Source organism: Variovorax sp. GW531-E2, assembly GCF_059423125.1.
The window spans coordinates 43,990-64,304 of sequence record NZ_JBWKXQ010000026.1 but is presented as its reverse complement, the minus strand read 5'-3'; the positions used below and the strand labels follow the sequence as shown (position 1 = coordinate 64,304).

At 68.2% G+C, this 20,315-nt stretch carries 15 protein-coding genes; 3 read left to right on the top strand and 12 right to left on the bottom strand.

Features of this window, described 5'->3' with window-relative positions; genetic code table 11:
• Nucleotides 1-8 precede the first annotated feature (8 nt).
• Genes yjfF through AC07XP_RS16680 form a run of 8 tightly spaced genes read right to left on the bottom strand, consistent with a single transcriptional unit; the run spans nt 9 to nt 9,875 of the window.
• Nucleotides 9-1,031, bottom strand: a complete 1,023-nt coding sequence (yjfF, locus tag AC07XP_RS16715; protein WP_495265306.1) for a galactofuranose ABC transporter, permease protein YjfF — start codon at nt 1,029-1,031, stop codon at nt 9-11.
• On the bottom strand, nt 1,028-2,062 hold the full coding sequence (locus AC07XP_RS16710) for an ABC transporter permease (protein WP_495265305.1): 1,035 nt from the start codon (nt 2,060-2,062) through the stop codon (nt 1,028-1,030). Before AC07XP_RS16710 ends, yjfF begins: the two co-directional genes overlap by 4 nt.
• Entirely contained in the window at nt 2,059-3,579 is a 1,521-nt protein-coding gene (locus tag AC07XP_RS16705; RefSeq protein ID WP_495265304.1) for a sugar ABC transporter ATP-binding protein, read from the bottom strand. Before AC07XP_RS16705 ends, AC07XP_RS16710 begins: the two co-directional genes overlap by 4 nt.
• Before the next feature lie 4 nt (nt 3,580-3,583).
• On the bottom strand, nt 3,584-4,789 hold the full coding sequence (gene mmsB, locus AC07XP_RS16700; protein ID WP_495265303.1) for a multiple monosaccharide ABC transporter permease: 1,206 nt from the start codon (nt 4,787-4,789) through the stop codon (nt 3,584-3,586).
• On the bottom strand, nt 4,776-6,302 hold the full coding sequence (gene mmsA, locus AC07XP_RS16695; protein WP_495265314.1) for a multiple monosaccharide ABC transporter ATP-binding protein: 1,527 nt from the start codon (nt 6,300-6,302) through the stop codon (nt 4,776-4,778). Before mmsA ends, mmsB begins: the two co-directional genes overlap by 14 nt.
• 32 nt (nt 6,303-6,334) lie before the next feature.
• Complete coding sequence (gene chvE / locus AC07XP_RS16690; protein ID WP_495265302.1) at nt 6,335-7,405, bottom strand: multiple monosaccharide ABC transporter substrate-binding protein; 1,071 nt, start codon at nt 7,403-7,405, stop codon at nt 6,335-6,337.
• 12 nt (nt 7,406-7,417) lie between these two features.
• Nucleotides 7,418-8,383, bottom strand: a complete 966-nt coding sequence (locus AC07XP_RS16685; protein WP_492679389.1) for an ABC transporter substrate-binding protein — start codon at nt 8,381-8,383, stop codon at nt 7,418-7,420.
• A 37-nt stretch (nt 8,384-8,420) separates the two neighbouring features.
• Nucleotides 8,421-9,875: an aldehyde dehydrogenase family protein gene (locus tag AC07XP_RS16680; protein ID WP_495265301.1), complete on the bottom strand. Its 1,455-nt coding sequence runs from the start codon at nt 9,873-9,875 to the stop codon at nt 8,421-8,423.
• Nucleotides 9,876-10,022: 147 nt separating this feature from the next.
• On the opposite strand from AC07XP_RS16680, the gene AC07XP_RS16675 reads away from it, so the two are divergent.
• Complete coding sequence (locus tag AC07XP_RS16675; RefSeq protein ID WP_369644706.1) at nt 10,023-10,982, top strand: LysR family transcriptional regulator; 960 nt, start codon at nt 10,023-10,025, stop codon at nt 10,980-10,982.
• Here AC07XP_RS16675 and AC07XP_RS16670 read toward each other — a convergent pair whose 3' ends face one another.
• Complete coding sequence (locus AC07XP_RS16670; protein WP_495265300.1) at nt 10,983-11,756, bottom strand: SDR family NAD(P)-dependent oxidoreductase; 774 nt, start codon at nt 11,754-11,756, stop codon at nt 10,983-10,985.
• A 135-nt stretch (nt 11,757-11,891) separates the two neighbouring features.
• Between AC07XP_RS16670 and AC07XP_RS16665 the strand changes: the two genes are divergently transcribed.
• Nucleotides 11,892-12,836 (top strand): SMP-30/gluconolactonase/LRE family protein, encoded by a 945-nt coding sequence (locus AC07XP_RS16665; protein WP_495265299.1) that lies wholly within the window; start codon nt 11,892-11,894, stop codon nt 12,834-12,836.
• A 5-nt stretch (nt 12,837-12,841) separates the two neighbouring features.
• Entirely contained in the window at nt 12,842-13,348 is a 507-nt protein-coding gene (locus AC07XP_RS16660; protein ID WP_495265298.1) for a hypothetical protein, read from the top strand.
• 170 nt (nt 13,349-13,518) lie between these two features.
• On the opposite strand, the gene AC07XP_RS16655 is transcribed toward AC07XP_RS16660, so the two are convergent.
• From AC07XP_RS16655 to AC07XP_RS16645, 3 genes are read right to left on the bottom strand one after another with little or no spacing between them, the layout of a single operon-like run.
• On the bottom strand, nt 13,519-14,568 hold the full coding sequence (locus tag AC07XP_RS16655) for an aldose epimerase family protein (protein ID WP_495265297.1): 1,050 nt from the start codon (nt 14,566-14,568) through the stop codon (nt 13,519-13,521).
• Nucleotides 14,565-15,518 (bottom strand): alpha/beta hydrolase family protein, encoded by a 954-nt coding sequence (locus tag AC07XP_RS16650; protein WP_495265296.1) that lies wholly within the window; start codon nt 15,516-15,518, stop codon nt 14,565-14,567. The genes AC07XP_RS16655 and AC07XP_RS16650 overlap by 4 nt, the downstream gene beginning before the upstream one ends.
• Nucleotides 15,515-20,302, bottom strand: coding sequence for a CapA family protein (locus AC07XP_RS16645; protein WP_495265295.1), 4,788 nt, complete (start codon nt 20,300-20,302; stop codon nt 15,515-15,517). The genes AC07XP_RS16650 and AC07XP_RS16645 overlap by 4 nt, the downstream gene beginning before the upstream one ends.
• Between the last annotated feature and the right edge of the window lie 13 nt (nt 20,303-20,315).

Here is a 20,315-nt window from a genome sequence, read left to right as displayed (position 1 = left end):
GGAAATGGTCAGCGGCGCGGGGCGCGCGAGGTGAAGAAGCGTTGGAGCAGGCAGAACACGAAGAGCAGCGCGCCGACCACGATGCGCGTCCACCACGAGCTCAGCGTGCCGTCGAAGGAAATCAGCGTCTGGATGATCCCGAGCATCAGCACGCCGAAGAGCGTGCCCGCCACGTAGCCCACGCCGCCGGTGAGCAGCGTGCCGCCGATCACCACCGCCGCGATGGCGTCGAGCTCCAGCCCGAGCGCATGCAGGCCGTAGCCCGAGAGCATGTAGAAGGTGAAGATCACGCCCGCCAGCGCCGAGCAGAAGCCCGAGAGCGTGTACACGCCCACGAGCGTGCGGCGCACCGGCAAGCCCATCAGCATGGCCGAATGCTCGCTGCCGCCGATGGCGTACACCGCGCGGCCGAAGGGCGTGCAATGCGCAATGAAGATCGCAGCCAGCAACACGGCGATGGCGATCACCGCGCTGACCGAGACCGAGGCCTCGCCCCAGATCGGAATGCGGATCTGCGAGACCTCCGAATAAAAATCGTTGGTGATGCTGATCGAGTCGATGCTGATGAGGTAGCACAGCCCCCGCGCGAGGAACATGCCCGCGAGCGTGACGATGAAGGGCTGCAGCCGGAAGCGCTCGATGAGCAGCCCCATGAACGCACCGAAGGCCGTGCCCATCGCCAGCACCAGCGGGATCACGATGGCCGGGCTCCACCCGTGCTTCTCGACCAGCGAGGCCGACACCATCGTCGTGAGCGCGATCACCGAGCCCACCGAGAGGTCGATGCCGCCCGAGAGGATCACGAAGGTCATGCCGACCGCGACGACGATCAGGAACGCGTTGTCGATCAGCAGGTTGAGGAACACCTGCGCCGAGAAGAAGCCGTCGTAGAACACCGAGCCCAGCGTGGCCATCAGCACGAACAGCGAGATGGTCGCGGTCAGCGGCAGGTACTTCGGATTGAGCCTTGCCTTGCTCCCGCGCACGGGCGCGGTCTGGACTGAAGGCGCCGCCTCGATCACCGCGCTCATGCCCTGCCCCCGTCATGCACCGGCCGCTGCACCAGCGTGCGAACCTCCGCCCGGAACTCCGGCGACTGCATCAGCATCACCACGAACACCACCACCGCCTTCACCACGAGGTTGATCTCCGGCGGCACGCCCAGCGAATAGATCGCGTAGGTCAGCGTCTGGATGATCAGCGCGCCGATCACGCTGCCCACGAGGCTGAAGCGACCACCCGTGAGCGCCGTGCCGCCCAGCGTGACCGCGAGGATCGCATCGAGCTCCAGCAACTGGCCCGCGTTGTTGCCGTCCGCGCTCTTCACGTTCGAGCTGATCAAGAGGCCCGCCACGCCCGCGCACACGCCGCAGAACGCATACGCACCGACGACCAGCCGCCGCGCCTGGATGCCCGCCACGCGCGCGGCCGTCGGGTTGATGCCCACCGCCTGGATGAACAGGCCGAGCGCCGTGCGCGTGATCGCCAGGTACAGCATCGCGAACACCGCCGCCACGATGAACAGCGAGAACGGCAGCCCCAGCAGGTAGCCGCTGCCGAGGAAGAAGAAGGGCTTGTAGTAGATCGTGATGATCTGCCCGTCCGCGACCAGCTGCGCGATGCCGCGCCCCGCCACCATAAGGATCAGCGTCGCGATGATCGGCTGCATGCCGACCTTGGCGACCAGCAACCCGTTCCACAGGCCGCACAGCAGCGCGACGGCGAGAGCCGCGAGGATCGCGAGCGGCATCGGGAAGCGGCTCACGTCGCTGGACACCGAGCCGCCGATCATCCAGGCCGCGACCGCCGCCGCGATGGCCACCACCGCGCCCACCGAGATGTCGATGCCGCGCGTGGCGATCACGAGCGTCATGCCGAGCGAGACCAGCACCAGCGGCGCCGCGCGGTTCACGATGTCGATCAGGCTGCCGTAGAGATGGCCGTCGCGCCATTCGAGGTGCAGGAAGCTGGCGTTGAACGCGGTGTTGATGGCGAGCAGCAACAGCAGCGTGATGACGGGCCAGGCGAGCCGGTGGCTCATGAGAGTCGATAGGCGGTTCATGCGGCGGCAATCATTTCGTAGACCTCGTCCTCGGTCGAGCCGCCCGGCAGCTCGCCCACCTTCTGCCGGTCGCGCAGCACCACGATGCGGTGCGCCACGCGCACCACTTCGCTCATCTCCGACGAGATGAAGATCACCGCCATGCCGGCGCGCGCGAGCCGCAGGATCTCTTCCATGATTTCCTGCTTGGCGGCCACGTCGATGCCGCGCGTGGGTTCGTCCAGGATCAGCAAGCGCGGCTCGGTCGCGAGCCAGCGCGCGATCATGGCCTTCTGCTGGTTGCCGCCCGAGAGCAGGCCGATGGGCGTTTCGACGCTTGCGGTCTTGATGCCCAGCGAGGCGACGAAGCGCTCGGCCATCGCGGTCTGCTCGGCATGCGAGAGAAATTTCCGCGTGCCCAGGCGAGCCTGCAGCGCGAGCGCGATGTTCTCGCGCACCGACAGCTCGGCCACGATGCCATCGGTCTTGCGCTCTTCGGGACACAGCGCGAGGCCTTCGCGGATCGCGTCGGCGGGATTCGAAAAGCTGACGGAGCGGCCGTCGATCTTCAGCACACCACGGTCGGGCGATTCGAGGCCGAACAGCAGGCGCGCCAGTTCGGTGCGGCCCGCGCCGAGCAGGCCGGCGATGCCGACGACCTCGCCGGCACGCACGCGCAGGTCGGTGGCCTGCAACTGCCCGGCCTGCCCCAGTCCTTCGGATTGCAGCAGCGCGGGCGCCGCTTCATCGAATGCAGGCAGCGCGGCGGGTCGTGCCGACTGCGCAGCCAACTCGCGACCCAGCATCGCCGCGATCAGCGCTTGCGGACCGAGGTCCGCCGCCTTCCATTCGCCCACCCAGTTGCCGTTGCGCAGCACGGTGATGCGGTCGGACACCGCGTACATCTGGTTCAGGAAGTGCGTCACGAAGACGATGGCAAGGCCCTCGCCACGCAAGCGCCGCAGCACCTCGAACAGCTTCTCGACTTCATCGTCATCGAGGCTCGACGTCGGCTCGTCGAGGATCAGCACCTTCGACGACACGCCGAGCGCCCGCGCGATCGCCACCATCTGCTGCACCGCGACCGAATAGCTCGACAGCAAGCGCGTCACGTCGATGTCGAGCCCGATGCGCGCCAGCAGCTCCGACGCCCGGCGGTTCACCGCCGCCCAGTCGATGCGAAAGCCCTGCAACGCGCCGCAGCGCGGATAGCGCCCCGCGAACACGTTCTCCGCCACCGAGAGGTTCGGGCACAGGTTCACCTCCTGGTAGACCGTGCTGATGCCCAGCTTCTGCGCCTCCAGCGGCGAGCCGGGCCGGATGGCCTGGCCATCGAGAAACATCTCTCCGCCGCTCGACGGCAGCACGCCCGTGAGCACCTTGATGAGCGTCGACTTTCCCGCGCCGTTCTGCCCCATCAGCGCGTGGATCTCGCCCGGGTAGAGCTTCAGCTGCACGCCGTTCAGCACCGGAATGCCGGCGAACTGCTTGTGGATGCCCCGCAGTTCGAGCACGGGGCTGGCGGTTCCGTCGGTCATGCGTTCACTTGTTCTTGTTGTAGACGTCGATGAACACCGCCGCCAGCAGCACCAGCCCCTTGATCACCTGCTGGTAGTCGATGCCGATGCCGAGGATCGACATGCCGTTGTTCATCACGCCCATGATGAAGGCGCCGATCACCGCACCCATCACCCGGCCCACGCCACCCGAGGCCGAGGCGCCGCCGATGAAGCAGGCAGCAATCACATCGAGCTCGAAACCCAGGCCCGCCTTGGGTGTGGCCGTGTTGAGCCGCGCCGCGAACACGAGCCCCGCCAACGCCGCCAGCGCCCCCATGTTCACGAAGGTGAGGAACGCGAGCCGCTGCGTCTTCACGCCCGACAGCCGCGCCGCCTTCTCGTTGCCGCCCAGCGCGTAGATGCGCCGGCCGATGGTCGTGCGGTTGGTGACGAAGTCGTACACCACGATCAGCACCGCCATCACCACCAGCACGTTGGGCAGGCCCTTGTAGGTCGAGAGCAGGTAGCTGAAGAAAAGAATGATCGCCGCGAAGAACAGGTTCTTCACGAGGAAGAAGGCGTACGGCTCCTGCTCCATGCCGTGCGCCTTGAGCTTGGCGCGCCCGCGCAGCTTGAAGAACACCAGCGCCGCGGCCGCCAGCGCGCCCACGATCAGCGAGGTGGTGCGCAAGGTGTCGCCACCGAGCGGATCGGGAATGAAGCCCGAACTCAGGCGCTGGAACTCGACCGGAAACGGCCCCACCGACTGCCCCGCCAGCAGCGCCAGCGTGAGCCCCTTGAACACCAGCATGCCCGCGAGCGTGACGATGAACGAAGGAATCTTGCGGAACGCGACGAACCAGCCCTGCGCCGCACCGATGACGGCACCCGCCGCGATGCTGATGAGCGCGGTCGGCACGAAGTGCCATTCGTATTCCACCATCAGCACCGCCGCAAGCGCGCCGATGAAGCCGCAGACCGAGCCCACCGACAGGTCGATGTGCCCCGCCACGATCACCAGCAGCATGCCCAGCGCCATGATGACCACGTAGCTGTTCTGCAGCAGCAGGTTGGTGAGGTTCAGCGGCCGCAAGAGCGTGCCGTCGGTCAGCACCTGGAACAGCACCATGATCGCGACCAGCGAGATCAGCATGCCGTATTCGCGCAGGTTGTTCTTCAGGAAGCCCACGTGGAGCTTCGGGGCCACGGGAGCGGCGCCCTGCACCGCGTTGGCTTCAGGAAGCGACATGAACGGAACTCCCCGCGCTCACGATGGCATGCATGATGCGCTCCTGCGACGCCTCGGCCGCGGTGAACTCGGCCACGAAGCGCCCCTCGTTCATCACGTAGATGCGGTCGCACATGCCCAGCAGCTCGGGCAGTTCGGAAGAAATCATGAGAATGCCTTTGCCCTCGCTCGCGAGCTGGTCGATGATGGTGTAGATCTCGTACTTGGCGCCCACGTCGATGCCGCGCGTGGGTTCGTCCAGGATCAGCAGTTCCGGCTTGGTGAAGAGCCACTTGCTCAGCACCACCTTCTGCTGGTTGCCGCCCGACAGGTTGACCACCAGCTGCTCGACGCCCGAGCAACGGATGTTCAGTGCCTTCTTGAAGTCGTTGGCCACCTTGAACTCGCGGCCGTCGTCGATCACCGCACGTTCGGAGATGGCATCGAGGTTCGCCAGGCTGATGTTCTTGCGGATGCCTTCCTCCAGCACCAGCCCGAGGCCCTTGCGGTCTTCGGTGACGTAGGCAATGCCGTGGTCGATGGCCTTGCGCACCGTGCTCACGTCCACGGGCTTGCCGTGCATGAGCACCGAGCCGCTGATGCGCTGGCCGTACGACTTGCCGAACACGCTCATCGCCAGCTCGGTGCGGCCCGCGCCCATGAGGCCCGCGATGCCGACGATCTCGCCCTGGCGCACCTGTAGGTTCACGCCCTTGATCTGCTCACGGTCGGCGTGCAGCGCGTGGTGCACGCGCCAGTCGCGCACCTCCAGCACCGTCTCGCCGATCTTCGGCGAGCGCTGCGGGTAGCGGTGTTCCATGTCGCGGCCCACCATGCCGCGGATGATGCGGTCTTCGCTGATCGGGTCGCTGCGGCAGTCGATGGTTTCCACCGTCGCGCCGTCGCGCAGCACGGTGATGGAGTCGGCCACCTTGGCGATTTCGTTGAGCTTGTGCGAGATGAGGATCGACGCGATGCCCTGGCGCTTCAGCTCGAGCAGCAGCGCGAGCAGCGCATCGCTGTCGTTCTCGTTCAGGCTCGCGGTGGGCTCGTCGAGGATCAGCAGCTTCACCTCCTTCGCCAGCGCCTTCGCGATTTCCACCAGCTGCTGCTTGCCCACGCCCAGGTCGGTCACCAACGTGGTGGGCGGCTCCTTCAGGCCCACCTTGGCGAGCAGCTCGCGCGTCTTCGCATAGGCGGCGAACCAGTCGATGACGCCGCCGCTCGCGATCTCGTTGCCCAGGAAGATGTTCTCGGCAATCGACAGCAGCGGCACCAGCGCCAGCTCCTGGTGAATGATGATGATGCCCAGCTTCTCGCTGTCGGCGATGCCCTTGAAGCGGCGAAGCTCGCCCTCGAAATGGATCTCCCCGGTGTACGAGTCACACGGGTAGACGCCGCTCAGCACCTTCATGAGCGTCGACTTGCCCGCGCCGTTCTCGCCGACCACCGCGTGGATCTCCCCCGCGCGCACGGCGAGGTTGACGTTGCTCAGGGCCTTCACGCCCGGGAACGTCTTGGTGATCCCGCGCATCTCGAGGATCGTGCGCGCTTCGCCGACCTGGCTCACTTGACCTGGCTTTCCTTGTAGTAGCCGCTGTCCACCAGCACCTGCTTCCAGTTGGAGCCGTCCACGCTCACCGGCTTGAGCAGGTACGAGGGCACGACCTTGATGCCGTTGTTGTAGGTCTTGGTGTCGTTCACCTCGGGCGCCTTGCCCGAGAGCATGGCGTCGACCATGGCCACCGTCACCTTGGCCAGCTCGCGCGTGTCCTTGAACACGGTGGAGGTCTGCTCCTTGCGCAGGATCGACTTGACCGACGGCACCTCGGCGTCCTGGCCCGACACGATGGGCATCGCCTGCGAACCCGAGCCATAGCCCACGCCCTTGAGCGACGACAGGATGCCGATCGACAGGCCGTCGTACGGCGACAGCACCGCATCGACGCGGTTCTTCGTGTAGTAGGCCGACAGCAGGTTGTCCATGCGCGCCTGCGCCACCGCACCGTCCCAGCGCAGCGTGCCGACCTTGTCCATGCCCATCTGCTTGCTGCGCACCACCAGCTTGCCGCTCTTGATGTACGGGTCGAGCACCGACATCGCGCCGTTGTAGAAGAAGAAGGCGTTGTTGTCGTCGGGCGAGCCGCCGAACAGCTCGATGTTGAACGGGCCCTTGCCGCTCTTCAGGCCCAGCGCCGCCTCGATCGACTGCGCCTGCAGCACGCCGACCTGGAAGTTGTCGAAGGTGGCGTAGTAGTCGACGTTCTTCGAGCCCTTGATGAGCCGGTCGTAGGCGATGACCTTCACGCCCTTGTCAGCCGCCTTCTGCAGCACATCGGACAGCGTGGTGCCGTCGATGGCCGCGATGACCAACACCTTCGAGCCCTTGGTCACCATGTTCTCGATCTGCGCGAGCTGGTTCGGGATGTCGTCGTCCGCGTACTGCAGGTCGGTCTTGTAGCCCTTGTCCTTGAAGTACTTGACCATGTTCGCGCCGTCGGCGATCCAGCGGGCCGACGACTTGGTGGGCATCGAGATGGCGATCAGGCCCTTGTCCTGCGCATGGGCCAGCGGCGTGAAGCCGACGACGGCGAAGGCCAGGCCCGCGAGCGAGGCCTTGAGGAAGTTGCGTTTCATGTCGGTCGGTCCTCAGTACTTGCGGTTGGGAAACTCTTTGGCCGCGACTTCCATCGGGAAGATGCCTTCTTCGGTCACGATGCGCTTGGGCAGCGTCTTGCCGGCCTTGATGTCCTTCACCGCGCTCATGAGCTGCGGCCCGAGCAGCGGGCTGCATTCGACCGACACGTTGAGCTTGCCGGCGATCATGGCTTCGAAGGCGCCCTTCACCCCGTCGATCGAGATGATGGTGATGTCCTTCGCGGGCTTCATGCCGGCCTCTTCGATGGCCTGGATCGCGCCGATGGCCATGTCGTCGTTGTGCGCGTAGAGCACGTTGATCTTCTTGCCCTCGGCCTTGAGGAAGGCTTCCATCACCTCCTTGCCCTTGGCGCGCGTGAAGTCGCCGGTCTGCGAGCGGGTGATCTTGAACTTCGGGTCGGCCTTGATGATTTCCTCGAAGCCCTTCTTGCGGTCGATGGCGGGGGCCGAGCCCACGGTGCCCTGCAGCTCGACGATGTTCACCTCGCCCTTCTGGTCCTTCATCTTCTCGACCAGCCAGCGGCCGGCCTTGCGGCCTTCCTCGGTGAAGTCGGAGCCCATGAAGGTCACGTAGAGCGAGTCGTCCTTGGTGTTCACGGAGCGGTCGGTCAGCACCACCGGGATCTTCGCGGCCTTGGCTTCGCGCAGCACGGTTTCCCAGCCCGACTCGACCACGGGCGAGAACGCGATCACGTCGACCTTCTGCGCGATGTACGAGCGGATGGCCTTGATCTGGTTCTCCTGCTTCTGCTGCGCGTCGGAGAACTTCAGCTCGATGCCCGCCTCCTTGGCCGAGGACTTGATCGACTCGGTGTTGGCGGTGCGCCATTCGCTCTCGGCGCCCACCTGCGCGAAGCCGAGCACGAGTTTCTTCTGCGCGAGGGCGGACACGGGCAGCAGGCTGCCCAGGGCTGCGGCGGCGAGCGCGGTGTTGAGGGTGCGGCGATTCATGGTCATGGTTGTCTCCTTCTTGATGAGTCTGTGATGTGTTCGGTCAGGCCAGCATGTAGCCGGTCTTCACCGTCGTGTAGAACTCCGCGGCGTGGCGCCCTTGTTCGCGCGGCCCGCAGCCCGACCCCTTGCGGCCGCCGAAGGGCACATGAAAGTCCACCCCCGCGGTCGGCAGATTGACCATCGTCATGCCGACTACGGCATGGCGCCTGAAGTGCATCGCGTGCTTCAGCGAATTGGTGCAGATGCCCGCGCACAGGCCGAAGGGCGTGTCGTTGCACAGCGCGAGCGCTTCGTCGTAATCGGCGGCGCGCAGCACGCAGGCCAGCGGCCCGAAGATTTCTTCGCGTGCGATGCGGTGCCCGGGTTGGGCCAGGAAGAGCGCGGGACTCATGTAGTGGCCGGCGGTGGCGCGCTGCAGCGCCTCGCCGCCCCACACGTGCTCCGCGCCCTCTTCGCGCGCGATGTCGATCCACGCGAGGTTCTGCGCCAGCCGCTCTTCGTCGGCCACGGGGCCGATGTCGATGCCGCGTTCCAGCGCGTGGCCGATCTTCAGTGTCTTCAGGCGCTGGCGCAGCTGCGCCACGAAGGCGTCGTGCACGGCGGCTTCGACGATGAGGCGGCTCGATGCGGTGCAGCGCTGGCCGTTGGAAAAGTAGGCGCCCTGCACCGCGCAATCGACGGCGCGGTCGAGGTCGGCATCGGCCAGCACCACCAGCGCGTTCTTGCCGCCCATCTCCAGCTGCACCTTGGCGCGCCGTGCGGCGGCTGCCTGCAGCACGCGCTCGCCGTTGGCGGCCGAGCCGGTGAAGCTCAGCGCATCGACCAGCGGGCTGTCGACCAGCGCCTGGCCCGCTTCGCGCCCGCTGCCCATCACGAGGTTGAACACGCCGGCCGGCAACGTGGCGCGGCCGATGATGTCGGTGAGCGCCCAGCCGCAGGCCGGCACCAGCTCGGCCGGCTTGAAGACCACGCTGTTGCCGTGCGCCAGCGCCGCGGCGATCTTGGAGGCCGGCACGGCGAAGGGCGTGTTCCACGGCGTGATGAGGCCCACCACGCCGACCGGCTCGCGCGTCACGTCGACCTGCACGCCGGCGCGCACCGAGGCCACGTTCTCGCCACCGCCGCCGCGCAGGGCCTCGCCCGCGAAGAACTTGAAGATCTGGCCGGCGCGCGCCACCTCGGCCACGGCCTCGGGCAGCGTCTTGCCGACCTCGCGCGCCAGCAGCAGGCCCAGCTCGTCCTTGCGGGCGAGCAGCTCGGCGCCGATGCGGTCGAGCACGTCGGCACGCCGCTGCGGCGTGCTGTGGCTCCAGTGCACGAAGGCCTCGCTGGCCGCGCGGATCGCCAGCTCGACCTGGCGCCGGTCGGCACGTGCGTACTCGGCCACCACTTCGCTGGTGTCCGATGGATTGACGCTGACACCGGTGGTCGCGCTGGTTTCCCAGCGGCCGTTGATGTACTGGCGCACGCTCTGCCGAAGCTCGCCGTGGATCACCGTGGCGTTGCCTTGTCTCTGTTGTTATGGGACTGGGGCGGAAGTCTAGAAACGATTTCGATATCGATCCAATCGTTTTTTAGACAAAATGCATATCAATCGGTGGATTCTGGAAAACCCCGTCAGACCTTCGTTCGCAGCCTCTTCATGAACACCTACAACCACTGGTTCATCCGCGCCCGCCTCAAGACCCGCCAGCTGCTGTTGCTGGTGGCGCTGGCCGAGGAAGGCAACATCCACCGCGCGGCGCAGGTGCTCAACATGACGCAGCCCGCCGCGTCGAAATTGCTGAAGGACCTGGAAGACGTGCTCGAGGTGCCGCTGTTCGAGCGCCTGCCGCGCGGCATGCGCCCGACCTGGTACGGCGAGACCATGATTCGCCACGCCCGCGTGGCACTGGCCAGCCTGAACCAGGCGCACGACGAGCTCACCGCGTTGAAGGCCGGGCGCCTCGGCCAGGTGAACGTGGGCGCCATCACCGCGCCGGGCCTCACGCTGATGCCGCCGGCCGTGGCGATGGTCAAGCGCGAGCAGCCCGACCTGCGCGTGTCACTGGAGATCGAGACCAGCCCGGTGCTGCTCGAGCGGCTCGAGCAGGGCAAGCTTGACATCCTCGTGGCGCGGCTGTTCGCCGAGCACGACAAGTCGCAGCTGCGCTACGAGGCGCTCACCGAGGAACCCGTGTGCGCGCTGGTGCGCCCCGGCCATCCGCTGCTGGGCGTGAGCGGCCTCACGCTGCGCGACGTGGTCGGCGCCGGCTGGATCGTGCCGCCCGCGGGCAGCGTGCTGCGCCACCGCTTCGAGCTGATGTTCCAGGAGGAAGGGCTGGCGCCGCCGGGCAACATCATCGAAAGCCCGGCGCTGCTGTTCATCACGCGCATGCTGCAGCAAAGCGACATGGTCGCGGTGCTGGCGACCGACGTGGCGCGCTACTACGCGTCGCACGGCATCGTGTCGCTGCTGCCGCTGGACATGCCCTGCCACATGGACGCCTTCGGCATCATCACGCGCACCGACCGGCTGCTGTCGCCGGCGGCGAAGGTGATGATGAAGGCGCTGAAGACGGCGAGCATGAGCGTCTACGGACGCAAACTCGAGATGGACTGATCAGGTCCAGCCGGCGTCGACCGTGAACTCCTGCGCGGTGCACATCTTCGCGTCGTCCGATGCGAGGAACAGCACCATGCGCGCGATGTCTTCCGGCATCAGCTTGTCGGGCAGGCACTGGTTGCGGTGCAGCGCCTTCTCGCCCTCCTCGTCGAGCCACAGCGCCACCTGCCGCTCGGTCATCACCCAGCCGGGCGACACGGTGTTGATGCGGATGCGGTCGCGGCCCAGCTCCACCGCGAGCCCGCGCGTGAGGCCGTTCACCGACGACTTGGCGATCGCGTAGCAGGGATAGCCCGAGCCCTTGGTCTGCCAGCCCGTGGAGCCGAGGTTGATCACCGAGCCGAAGCCCAGGCGCTTCATGCCCGGCACCACCGACTGGATCGCGAACAGCGCGGGCCGCTCATTGATGGCCATGCGGTTGTCGTAGTAGTCGGGCGTGACCGATGCGAGCGTGTGGCGGTCGTCGCTGGCCACGTTGTTGACCAGCACCGCGAAGTCGCCGAGCTCGGCGGCCGCGTCGGCCACGGCCTGCTGCAGCGCGCCGATGTCGCGCACGTCGCAGGCGCGCCACCACGGCGCGGCGTGGCCGGCTTCGGCGATCTGCGCGGCGAGCGCCGCGCTGGCAGCTTCTGCAATATCGACAAAGGCCACGCGCGCGCCCTGCGCTGCAAACGCAGCGACGATGGCCGCGCCGATGCCGCTGCCGCCGCCGGTGACGAACACGGTGCGGCCCTTCAGGCTGGGATGAATGGAAAGCTGGGGGGAATTCAAGGAAAAGGTCTCCAGGGGGCATCTCGTGACATTGCAAAACACATATCAATCGATGCAGTTATTTTCAATTTCTATTATCAATATGCCTTGATACGATCCGCCGCGTCAAGGCGACATGACCTACAGAAAGAACAAATGAACATGCAAGAGACAAGCGCCCCTTCTTCCCCGCTCGCAGCGCCCCGCGTGCTCGGCACCCCCGAATGCCTCTGGCCCGCCGCCGCCGACCTCGGCGAAGGCACGCTGTGGTCGGTGCGCGAGCAGGCGCTGTACTGGATCGACATCCTGCAGCCGCGCCTGTTCCGCTACGACCCGGCCACGGGCGCGCAGCGCACCTGGCACTTCGACGAAGAGATCACCGCGATTTCCGAGCGCGCGTCGGCGCCGGGCCTGTTCCTCACGTTGCGCCGCGGCTTCGCGCTGTTCGACACCACCGCGCCCGGCGACACCACGAAGCCGCGCTACCTGCACCAGCCCGAACCCGAGCGCATCAACAACCGCTTCAACGACGGCAAGTGCGACAGCCGCGGCCGCTTCTGGGCCGGCAGCATGGACTTCGACTGCAAGGCACCCACCGGCGCGCTCTACCGCTTCGACGCCGACGGCCAATGCACCCGGCACGACGACGGCTTCGAGGTGACCAACGGGCCGACGTGGTCGGGCGACGGCCGCACCATGTACTTCAACAACACGGCGATCAACACGATGTACGCCTACGACTTCGACATGGAAGCCGGCGCGGTGTCGAACAAGCGCGTGTGGCACCGCTTCCCGAAGGGCAACGGCCTGCCCGACGGCATGACCACCGACGCAGCCGGCCGCCTGTGGATCGCGCACTGGGACGGCGCGTGCATTACCTGCCACGACCCGGTGAGCGCCGTCGAGCTGTGCCGCATCGCGCTGCCCGCGAGCAACGTGACCGACTGCGCCTTCGGCGGCGCGGACCTGCAGACGCTCTACATCACGACGGCGCGCAACGGCCGCACCGAAGCACAGCTGCAGAGCGAGCCGCTGGCCGGTGGGCTCTTCGCCGTGCGCATCGACAGCCCGGGCGTGCCGGCGGCGCTTTTTGCAGGTTAGATCTCATGAAAAATGAGAAGCCGGAAATGGCTGCGGATGAAACATGGGCTCTGCCGCAATGGCCTCGGACCTTGGAGGAGACCGAAGGGAGAGTTCTGTACGCGCTCAGGAGCTATCAGATCATCGAGGCGGCGCTTAAGGTGTACCTGACCAGGCACGCGGAAAACAGCACGGGACCCGCCGCCCCTCCCCGAAAGGTCGCCCCTCCCCGAAAGCGTTCCAGGAAGTCCACGAGGGATATCAAGGACATGGCCCTTGGAGAATTGACCACCGAATTCCAGTCGTGCAACACAAACACGGATTTGCATCAAACGCTCAGGGCCATCAGACGAGAGCGGAACGAGATTGCACACCAGGCCATGGTCGTCCAGAGCTCCAGCATGGCAAAAATTCTTGGGGTCGAGCCCATGACGATTCAACGACTCAGGCAAATTGATCGCCGCGCGATGAAGGCCATGGCGGACATGGTGAGTGAGCTGATCAGAACCCAACCCAGGAGCGAGGCCGACTGAATGTGCCGCTCAAGACCGGCATCCTCTTGGTTGCGATCGAACCTCGATGGCGAGCTTTCGTTCGCTTTGCCGAAAACACAGGGCCGACCCTTGATGCACTCCAAATACCCAATCGGTCCAGGAAAAATCCTAGGTTGAATCGACATTCAGTCTGGCGCGCAAGCCAAGACTCAGGTCAAAACGCTGAAACGATGCTCGGTCGCGCTGGCGAACACCTCGCCGGGCCGCAGCACGGTCGACGCGAACTCCTGCCGGTTCGGCGCGTCGGGAAAGTGCTGCGTCTCCAGGCACAGGCCGTCGCCCTGGCGCAGGCTCGCGCCCGCGCTGCCGAGCAGGCTGCCGTCGAGGAAGTTGCCCGAATAGAACTGCACGCCGGGCTCGGTGGTGTGCACGTCCATCACGCGGCCCGAGGCCTCGTGGGCGAGGCGCGCGGCCAGGGCCAGCCCGATCCCGCTGCGGTCGAGCACCCAGTTGTGGTCGTAGCCGTGCGCGCGCAGCAACTGCTCGTGGCCGTCGCGGATGCGCGCGCCGATGCGCGTCGGCGTGCGGAAATCGAAAGGCGTGCCGGCCACCTCGCCCAGCCCGAGCGGAATGAGCGTGGCATCGACCGGGCAGTAGCGGCTCGCGGGCAGCATCAGCACGTGGTCCATCACCGAGCCGCTGCCGGCGAGGTTGAAGTAGTCGTGGTGGCTCAGGTTGAGCACCGTGGGCCGGTCGGTGGTGGCGCGGTAGTCGATGCGCCAGGTGTTGGCGGTGGCACTCAAGGTGTAGCGCACCATCAGCTGCACCTCGCCGGGGTAGCCCTCTTCGCCGTCGGCGCTGGTGTAGCGCAGCTCGAGGGCGAGTTCATGAGGCACCGGCACGATCTCCCAGTAGCGCTTGCCGAAGCCCGTGGCGCCGCCATGCAGCGTGTTCACGCCGTCGTTCAGGCCCAGCTGGTGAGCGGTGCCATCGAGCGTGAAGCGGCCCGCCGCGATGCGGTTCGCGTAGCGGCCGACGATGGTGCCGAAGTGCGGGTGCGGCTTCAGGTAGTCATCGAGCGACGGCAAGCCCAGCACCACGTTGGCACTGCGCCCCTGCCGGTCGGGCACGTGCAGCGCGGTGACGATGCCGCCGAGGTTGATGGCGCTCAGGCGCAGGCCGTGGCCGTTGTCGAGCGTGTATTCGGTGACGGGCCGGCCGTCGGGCATGGCGCCGAAGGGGCGCGAGGTGAGGGTCATCGGGCTTCTTGCGACTGCAGTGCCTCGCGCGCGCACTGCGACGCGGTGCGCAGGCCGATGCGGTCTTTCAGGTCGTGGAAGGTCGGCGGCTCGGCCGCGTAGGTCATCACCTCGACGCGGTGGCCCGCCTTGCGCACCGCATCGGCAAAGCGCTGCTGCAACGCGAACGGCGTGTTGCGGTCGTCGGGGTTGCCGATGAGCACGATGCGCCGCTGCGGGTCGCGCGGGATGCCGGCCACATGGTCCAGCGGGTCGTAGACCTGCGAACTGCCCGTGGTGTCGGTGCGCCCGTCCTTCGAGCGGCCGAGCAACCGCGCGCGCTCCAGCAGGTCGAAGGCGCCCGAGGTGAGCACCGCGCAGGCCACGCGCGTGCGCCCGAGCGTGAGCAGCGCGGCGCCGGCCGTGGCGCCGCCGCTGTGGCCGAAGAGCACCACGCGCTGCAGCCGGTGGCGCTGCATCAGCGCCTCCAGCGCCGCGTCGAGCGCATGGAACTCCACCGCCTCGCGCCGCTGGCGGTGGTCGCCCGACGAGCCGTAGGTGCCGGGGCGCGCCATGAAGATCCACGGCATGCCCGCGCGGTCGCTCGCGGCCTGCGCGTCGAGCGTGCGCAGCGGTTCGGTGTTGCCGGGGATGCGCGTGGGCGACAGGTTCATCACGCTGTCGCGGTCGCCCGAGAACTGCACGATGGCGATGCGCGCGTCGTCGATGTCGCGGCTCGCGAAGTAGCGGATGCACGACGGCCCCTCGACCGCCTGCACCCAGAGAAAGCCCGGGCGGTCGGGGCAGTTGGCGCGCACGGCGGGCTGGTTCCAGTGCAGCAGCGCGCCCTCGGCCGAGGCGGAGGCTGCGGGCTCGCGCGGCGCTGCGGCCTTCGGCGCATCGGCACGCTGCGCGCAGGCCGTCTGCACGAGGGCAAGGAGCACACAGGCCAGGCGCGCGCGGGGGCTCATAGCTTCTGCAGCAGCTCGGAGATGAGGCCGAAGTCCGACTGCTGGCGGTCGCCCTTCACCAGCACCAGGTCGCCGTCGCGCAGGAATTCGCCGAGGTAGCCGGTGAGCTGCGCCGCGTCTTCGAAGTGCGGGCCGAGCAGCTCGGCCGGCACCTCCTCGCGCAGCCAGCGCATCTCGGCGCCGTGCGTCACGAGGTGCTGGATGCCCGAGGCCAGCAGCGGCGCGGCCAGGCTGCGGTGCATCGCTTCGGCTTCCTTGTCGAGGTTGATGATGCGCCCGAGCACGCCGATCTTGCGCGTCACCGGCCCGTGCGCCGCATGCTGGCAGGTGCGCACGAACTCCATCGCGTTGCGCATCGACATGACCTCGGCGTTCCAGCTGTCGTCGATCAGCGTGGCCTGCACGCCGCCCTGCGTGCGCAGCGGGCGCAGCTGCATCACCGAAGCCGGCAGGCGCACGAAAGGCATGCGCGCGCACGCGGCCTCGGCATCGAAGCCCAGCGCCAGCAGCGCCGCAAAAGCCAGCGCCGAATTGCGCACCAGCCCGGCGCTCGCGATCGGGAACAGGTACTCGACCGTGCGCCCCGGCAGCGCGATGCGCACGCGGCAGCCGCCGTCGGGCTCGGGCCGCGTGTCGACGATGCGGATGTTGGCGTCGGGGCTGCTGCCCACCACCCAGATGGCGCCCGCCGTGCGTGCGGCCGCCCGCACCACCTGCATCAGGCAGGGGATGTGGTCGGGCACGATGGCCACGCCGCCGGGCTCCAGCCCGAGGAAGATGCGCGACTTGAACTCGGCCGTCTGCTCGAGCGTGGCGGTCTGGCGGGTCTGCGACAGACCGATCTCGGTGAGGATGGCCACGTGCGGGCGCGCCACGAGCGAGATCGGGCCGCGGTCCATCCACAGCGCGCTCTGCGCCATCTCGAGCACGCAGACGTCGGCGTCGGCCGCGAGGTTGGCCAGCATCGCCGGCACGCCCACGCGCGAGTTGTAGTTGTCGATGGTGGTGTGCACGCGCGCCGCCTCGGGCAGCAGGTCGCGCAGCATGGCGATGGTGGACGACTTGCCGACGGTGCCGGTCACGCCCACCACGCGGCCCTTGAAGCGCGCACGCGCGGCCACACCCAGGTCGATCATGGCGCGGATCGGGTCCTCCACCTGCAGCAGCGGGAACGACGGGTCGAGCCCGTCCACCGGGTGCGCGACCACGGCGCCCGCGAGCGCGTGCTGCAGCACGGGCACGTCTTCATGGCGGTCGGGGTTGTCGGCGCGCGGCTTGCTGTAGTTCTCGTGCCTGGCGAGCGTGCGGTAGTCCGATGCAATGAACAATGCCGGCTTCGGCAGCCGCGCCATGTGCGTCGGCCCGCGCACCACCGCGTTGACGAACCAGCCCGGCGGCGGCGGCACCAGCCAGTGCCCGCCGACCACGCGCTGCAGCTCGTCGGCGGTCCACACGGGCGACGCCTGCGGCGTTGCGCCGGGGCGCAGCGCCGCCAGCACGGGCGCGGGGCGCTCGGGCAGCGGCGTCGGAAACTTCGGCACGCGCAGGCCGCACCACACGGGCAGCCGGCGCGCGCCCGGCAGGTCGGGCATGCTGCCGCGCACGCGCACCTCGATCTGCAGCACGTCGTTCTCGAGCAGGCCCAGGCGCGGCGCGCGCAGGCCGTAGCGGTCGCGGTAGATGCGCCCCGGCGTCCAGCGGCTGGTGGGCCACATCCAGTCGCAGGGGTCGTGGTCCATGGCCTCGCCCCAGGCCGGCATGGTGGTGCTGCGCATCGGCAGCGCGCGGAACTGCACGCGCAGGTCGGCGCTCACGGGCGCATCGGCGGTCCAGAACGACTCGACCCACAGCAGGCGCCGCCCAATGATCTGCGTCGGCGCGAGGCGGATGCCCACGAGGCGCAGCGGGCCGAACTGCAGCGGGCGAATCCTGGCGTCCTCGGGCACGGCATCGACCGACCACTCGGGCCGGGGCGCGAGCACGGGGCCGACCAGCGCGGGCGGGCGCGACGCCGACAGCGGCGCCAGCGGCGGGCGCCCGGCCGGCGCGGTGCGTTCGGGCGGCGACAGCTGCAGCGCGCAGCGGCCATCAGGCCGCGCCGTCATCTCGGTGCCGAGCGCGCGGCACAGTTCAGCGAAGCGCGCGCTGGCGGCTTCGGCCGCCTCACCCGCGAGCTGCTGCGAGAAACCGAAGCCCACGCCCACCGGCGTGAACACCACCTCTTCCACGCCATGCGGTCCCAGGCGCAGCGAGAACACGCCGGAGTCCGCGAGGTCGTTGCGGATGGCGTCGAACAGCAGGTCGCCCGCATCGTGCAGGATCGGCCGGCCCTGGTGCACCTCGATGCCCTGCAGCACGTGGGCCGAGGTGCCGAGCACCGCGTCGGCGCCGGCTTCGACGATGGCATGGCCGACGGCGATCTCGGCGCGCGAGGGCGCGGTTTCCAGGTTCTCGCCCCAGTGCACCGCCACCAGCACCACGTCGGCCTCCTGGCGTGCGGCGGCGATGCGCGGCGCGAGCGTGGCGCGCCAAGCCGCCGGGTCGTCGAGCGACAGCCAGGCCGCGCCGGGGCGCTGCGCGGTGGCGGCGAAGCGCGGCTGCGTGGCGTCGAGCGAGAACAGCGCGACGCGCAGCCCACCGGCTTGCCGGAAGGCGGGGCGCAGCGCCGAGTCGAGGTCGGGCCCGGTGCCGGCGAACGCGATGGCGGCGGCGTTGAGCAGCCCGTGCTGCTCCAGCAGCGCCTCGGGGCCGTAGTCGCCGCTGTGGTTGTTGGCCGTGGCGACCATGTCGATGCCGGCCTCGGTCAGCACCGCCAGCATCTCGGGCCGCGCACGGTAGTAGTAAGGGCCGCCCTCGTCCTTCTCGACGCCCTGCTCGCCCGTGGTGGCGACCACGCATTCGAGGTTCACGATGCGCAGGTCGGCCTCGCGCAGCGCGGCGATGTCGCCGAGCATGCGGGCGGGGCCGCCGAGGTCGTGCATGCGGTAGTGCTGACGCCGGCCCAGGTTGACGTCGCCGCCCCACAGCACGATGCCCTCGGCGCCGCGCGGTGCGGCGGGCTCGGCCGTGGCCTGCGTGAGCTGCGCGCTTTGCTGCTGCGCCTCGCGCGCTTCGAGCAGGCGGTGGTAGGCCACATAGCCCGACAGGTAGTGCTCCACGTCGTCGATGCGCACGCGGAAGCTGTGGTGCTTGATGAAGAACGAGCCCGCGATGCGGTCGGGGTGGCGGAAGAACATCGCCAGCTCGGGCCAGAAGTGGCCGTTGGCGAGGTAGCGCGCGCGATGCTCCAGCGCGCGGTCGAACTTGTGGCGATCGAGCCCCGCGAGCAGCGGGCGCAGGGCAGGGTCGGCTTCGAGCCGCAGCACCATCTCGCGCGCGGCCATCATCAGCTCGAGCAGCGTGGGGAAGGTGGTGATGCGCTCCAGCACGAAGTCCAGGTGGCCCGCCATGTTCTGCAGGCCGAACTGGTAGTAGCGCGTTTCGGGCTTGAAGCGCGTGAGTTCGTTGACGCAGTAGCTCAGCCAGTGGTCGTGCGCGCGCCAGTGGCCCGCGGCAATGAAATGCTCGAAGGCCTTCTCGACCACCGCGAGCCAGCGCGCGTCGCGCGTGAGGCCGTACAGCCGCATCAGCCCGAAGGCCGCTTCGCCGTCGTAATAGATGATGCGGTAGGGCTCCTTCACGTCGAGCCCCGGGTGGTTGAGCACGTGCACGAAGCGCCCGGTCTCGGGGTCCTGCATGGAGCGGATGCCCAGCGCCAGCTGCTCCATCAGCGGCTGGTACTGCGCATCGCCGGTGAGCTCGGTGTACTTCACCAGCGCCAGCAGGCACACGGCGTTGCCGCCGAGCTTGATCTCGTTGCCGATGTCGACCAGGAAGGCGGCCTGCGTGCCGTCGGCCAGCGTGGCGCGGCGGATCAGCCGCTGGCTCAGGAAGGCCAGCGCGCGGTCGATGGCGGCCTTCTGCACGTCGCTGCGCGTGAGCTCCCAGCCTTCGAGCATGGCGTAGGTGGAGCTGGCGTGGCGCAGCGTGTTGTAGGTGGGAATCGCGCGGTCGAAGCAGGGGAACCAGCCGTAGTGGAACTCGCCCGTGGGCTTGACCTGTTCTGCCAGGTAGTCGCTTGCCGAATCGACCAGCGCGCGCACCTGCGCGGCGTTCCAGTCGGTGAGCGTGCGAAAGCCCGCGGCCTGCCCTTCGGCCGTGAGCGGCCAGGCGCCGTCGGCGTCGACGTACACGGCGCGCGTGGTGAAGCACCACACGGGCGCGGCGTCGTCGGTGGGAAAGTCGCGCTCATCGCCGAAGCGGCGCTTGGTGTGCGTGCGCAGGTTGCCGTTGTTGGGCTCCGCGTGGTCGACCGTGCCGTTGTAGAGCACGGCGCTGCCGTGCATCTCCTGCGCGAGCAGCGCGGTCTCGAAGCGCGCGTCGAGCGCGATGCCTTCGTTGAAGTAGTTGCGCTTGGTCTGCGCCAGCCGCGCCTTGAGTTCGCCCCAGGTCATCGGCGTGGCGCGCTCGACGATCTCCGCGCGCAGCCGTTGCGCGGGCCGCTCGGCGCGCTTCGCCTTCACCGCCAGCGCCTCGGCGGCGGCCTGCCACGCAGCCTCGGTGTCGGGGCCGCGGCCCATGACGACGCGGGCGCGGCTTTCGCCCTCGCCCATCGCGAGGAACACCACGCAGCCGGCCTCGTCGGTGGCGGGCGGGGCCGGGGGCAGCGCCCCGTCCGGGGTGGCCAGGGCCTGCCTGGCGCGGTTCAACAGATCGGCGAGGGGGACGGGAGCTTGGTGAGTCATGCGCCGCGAATGA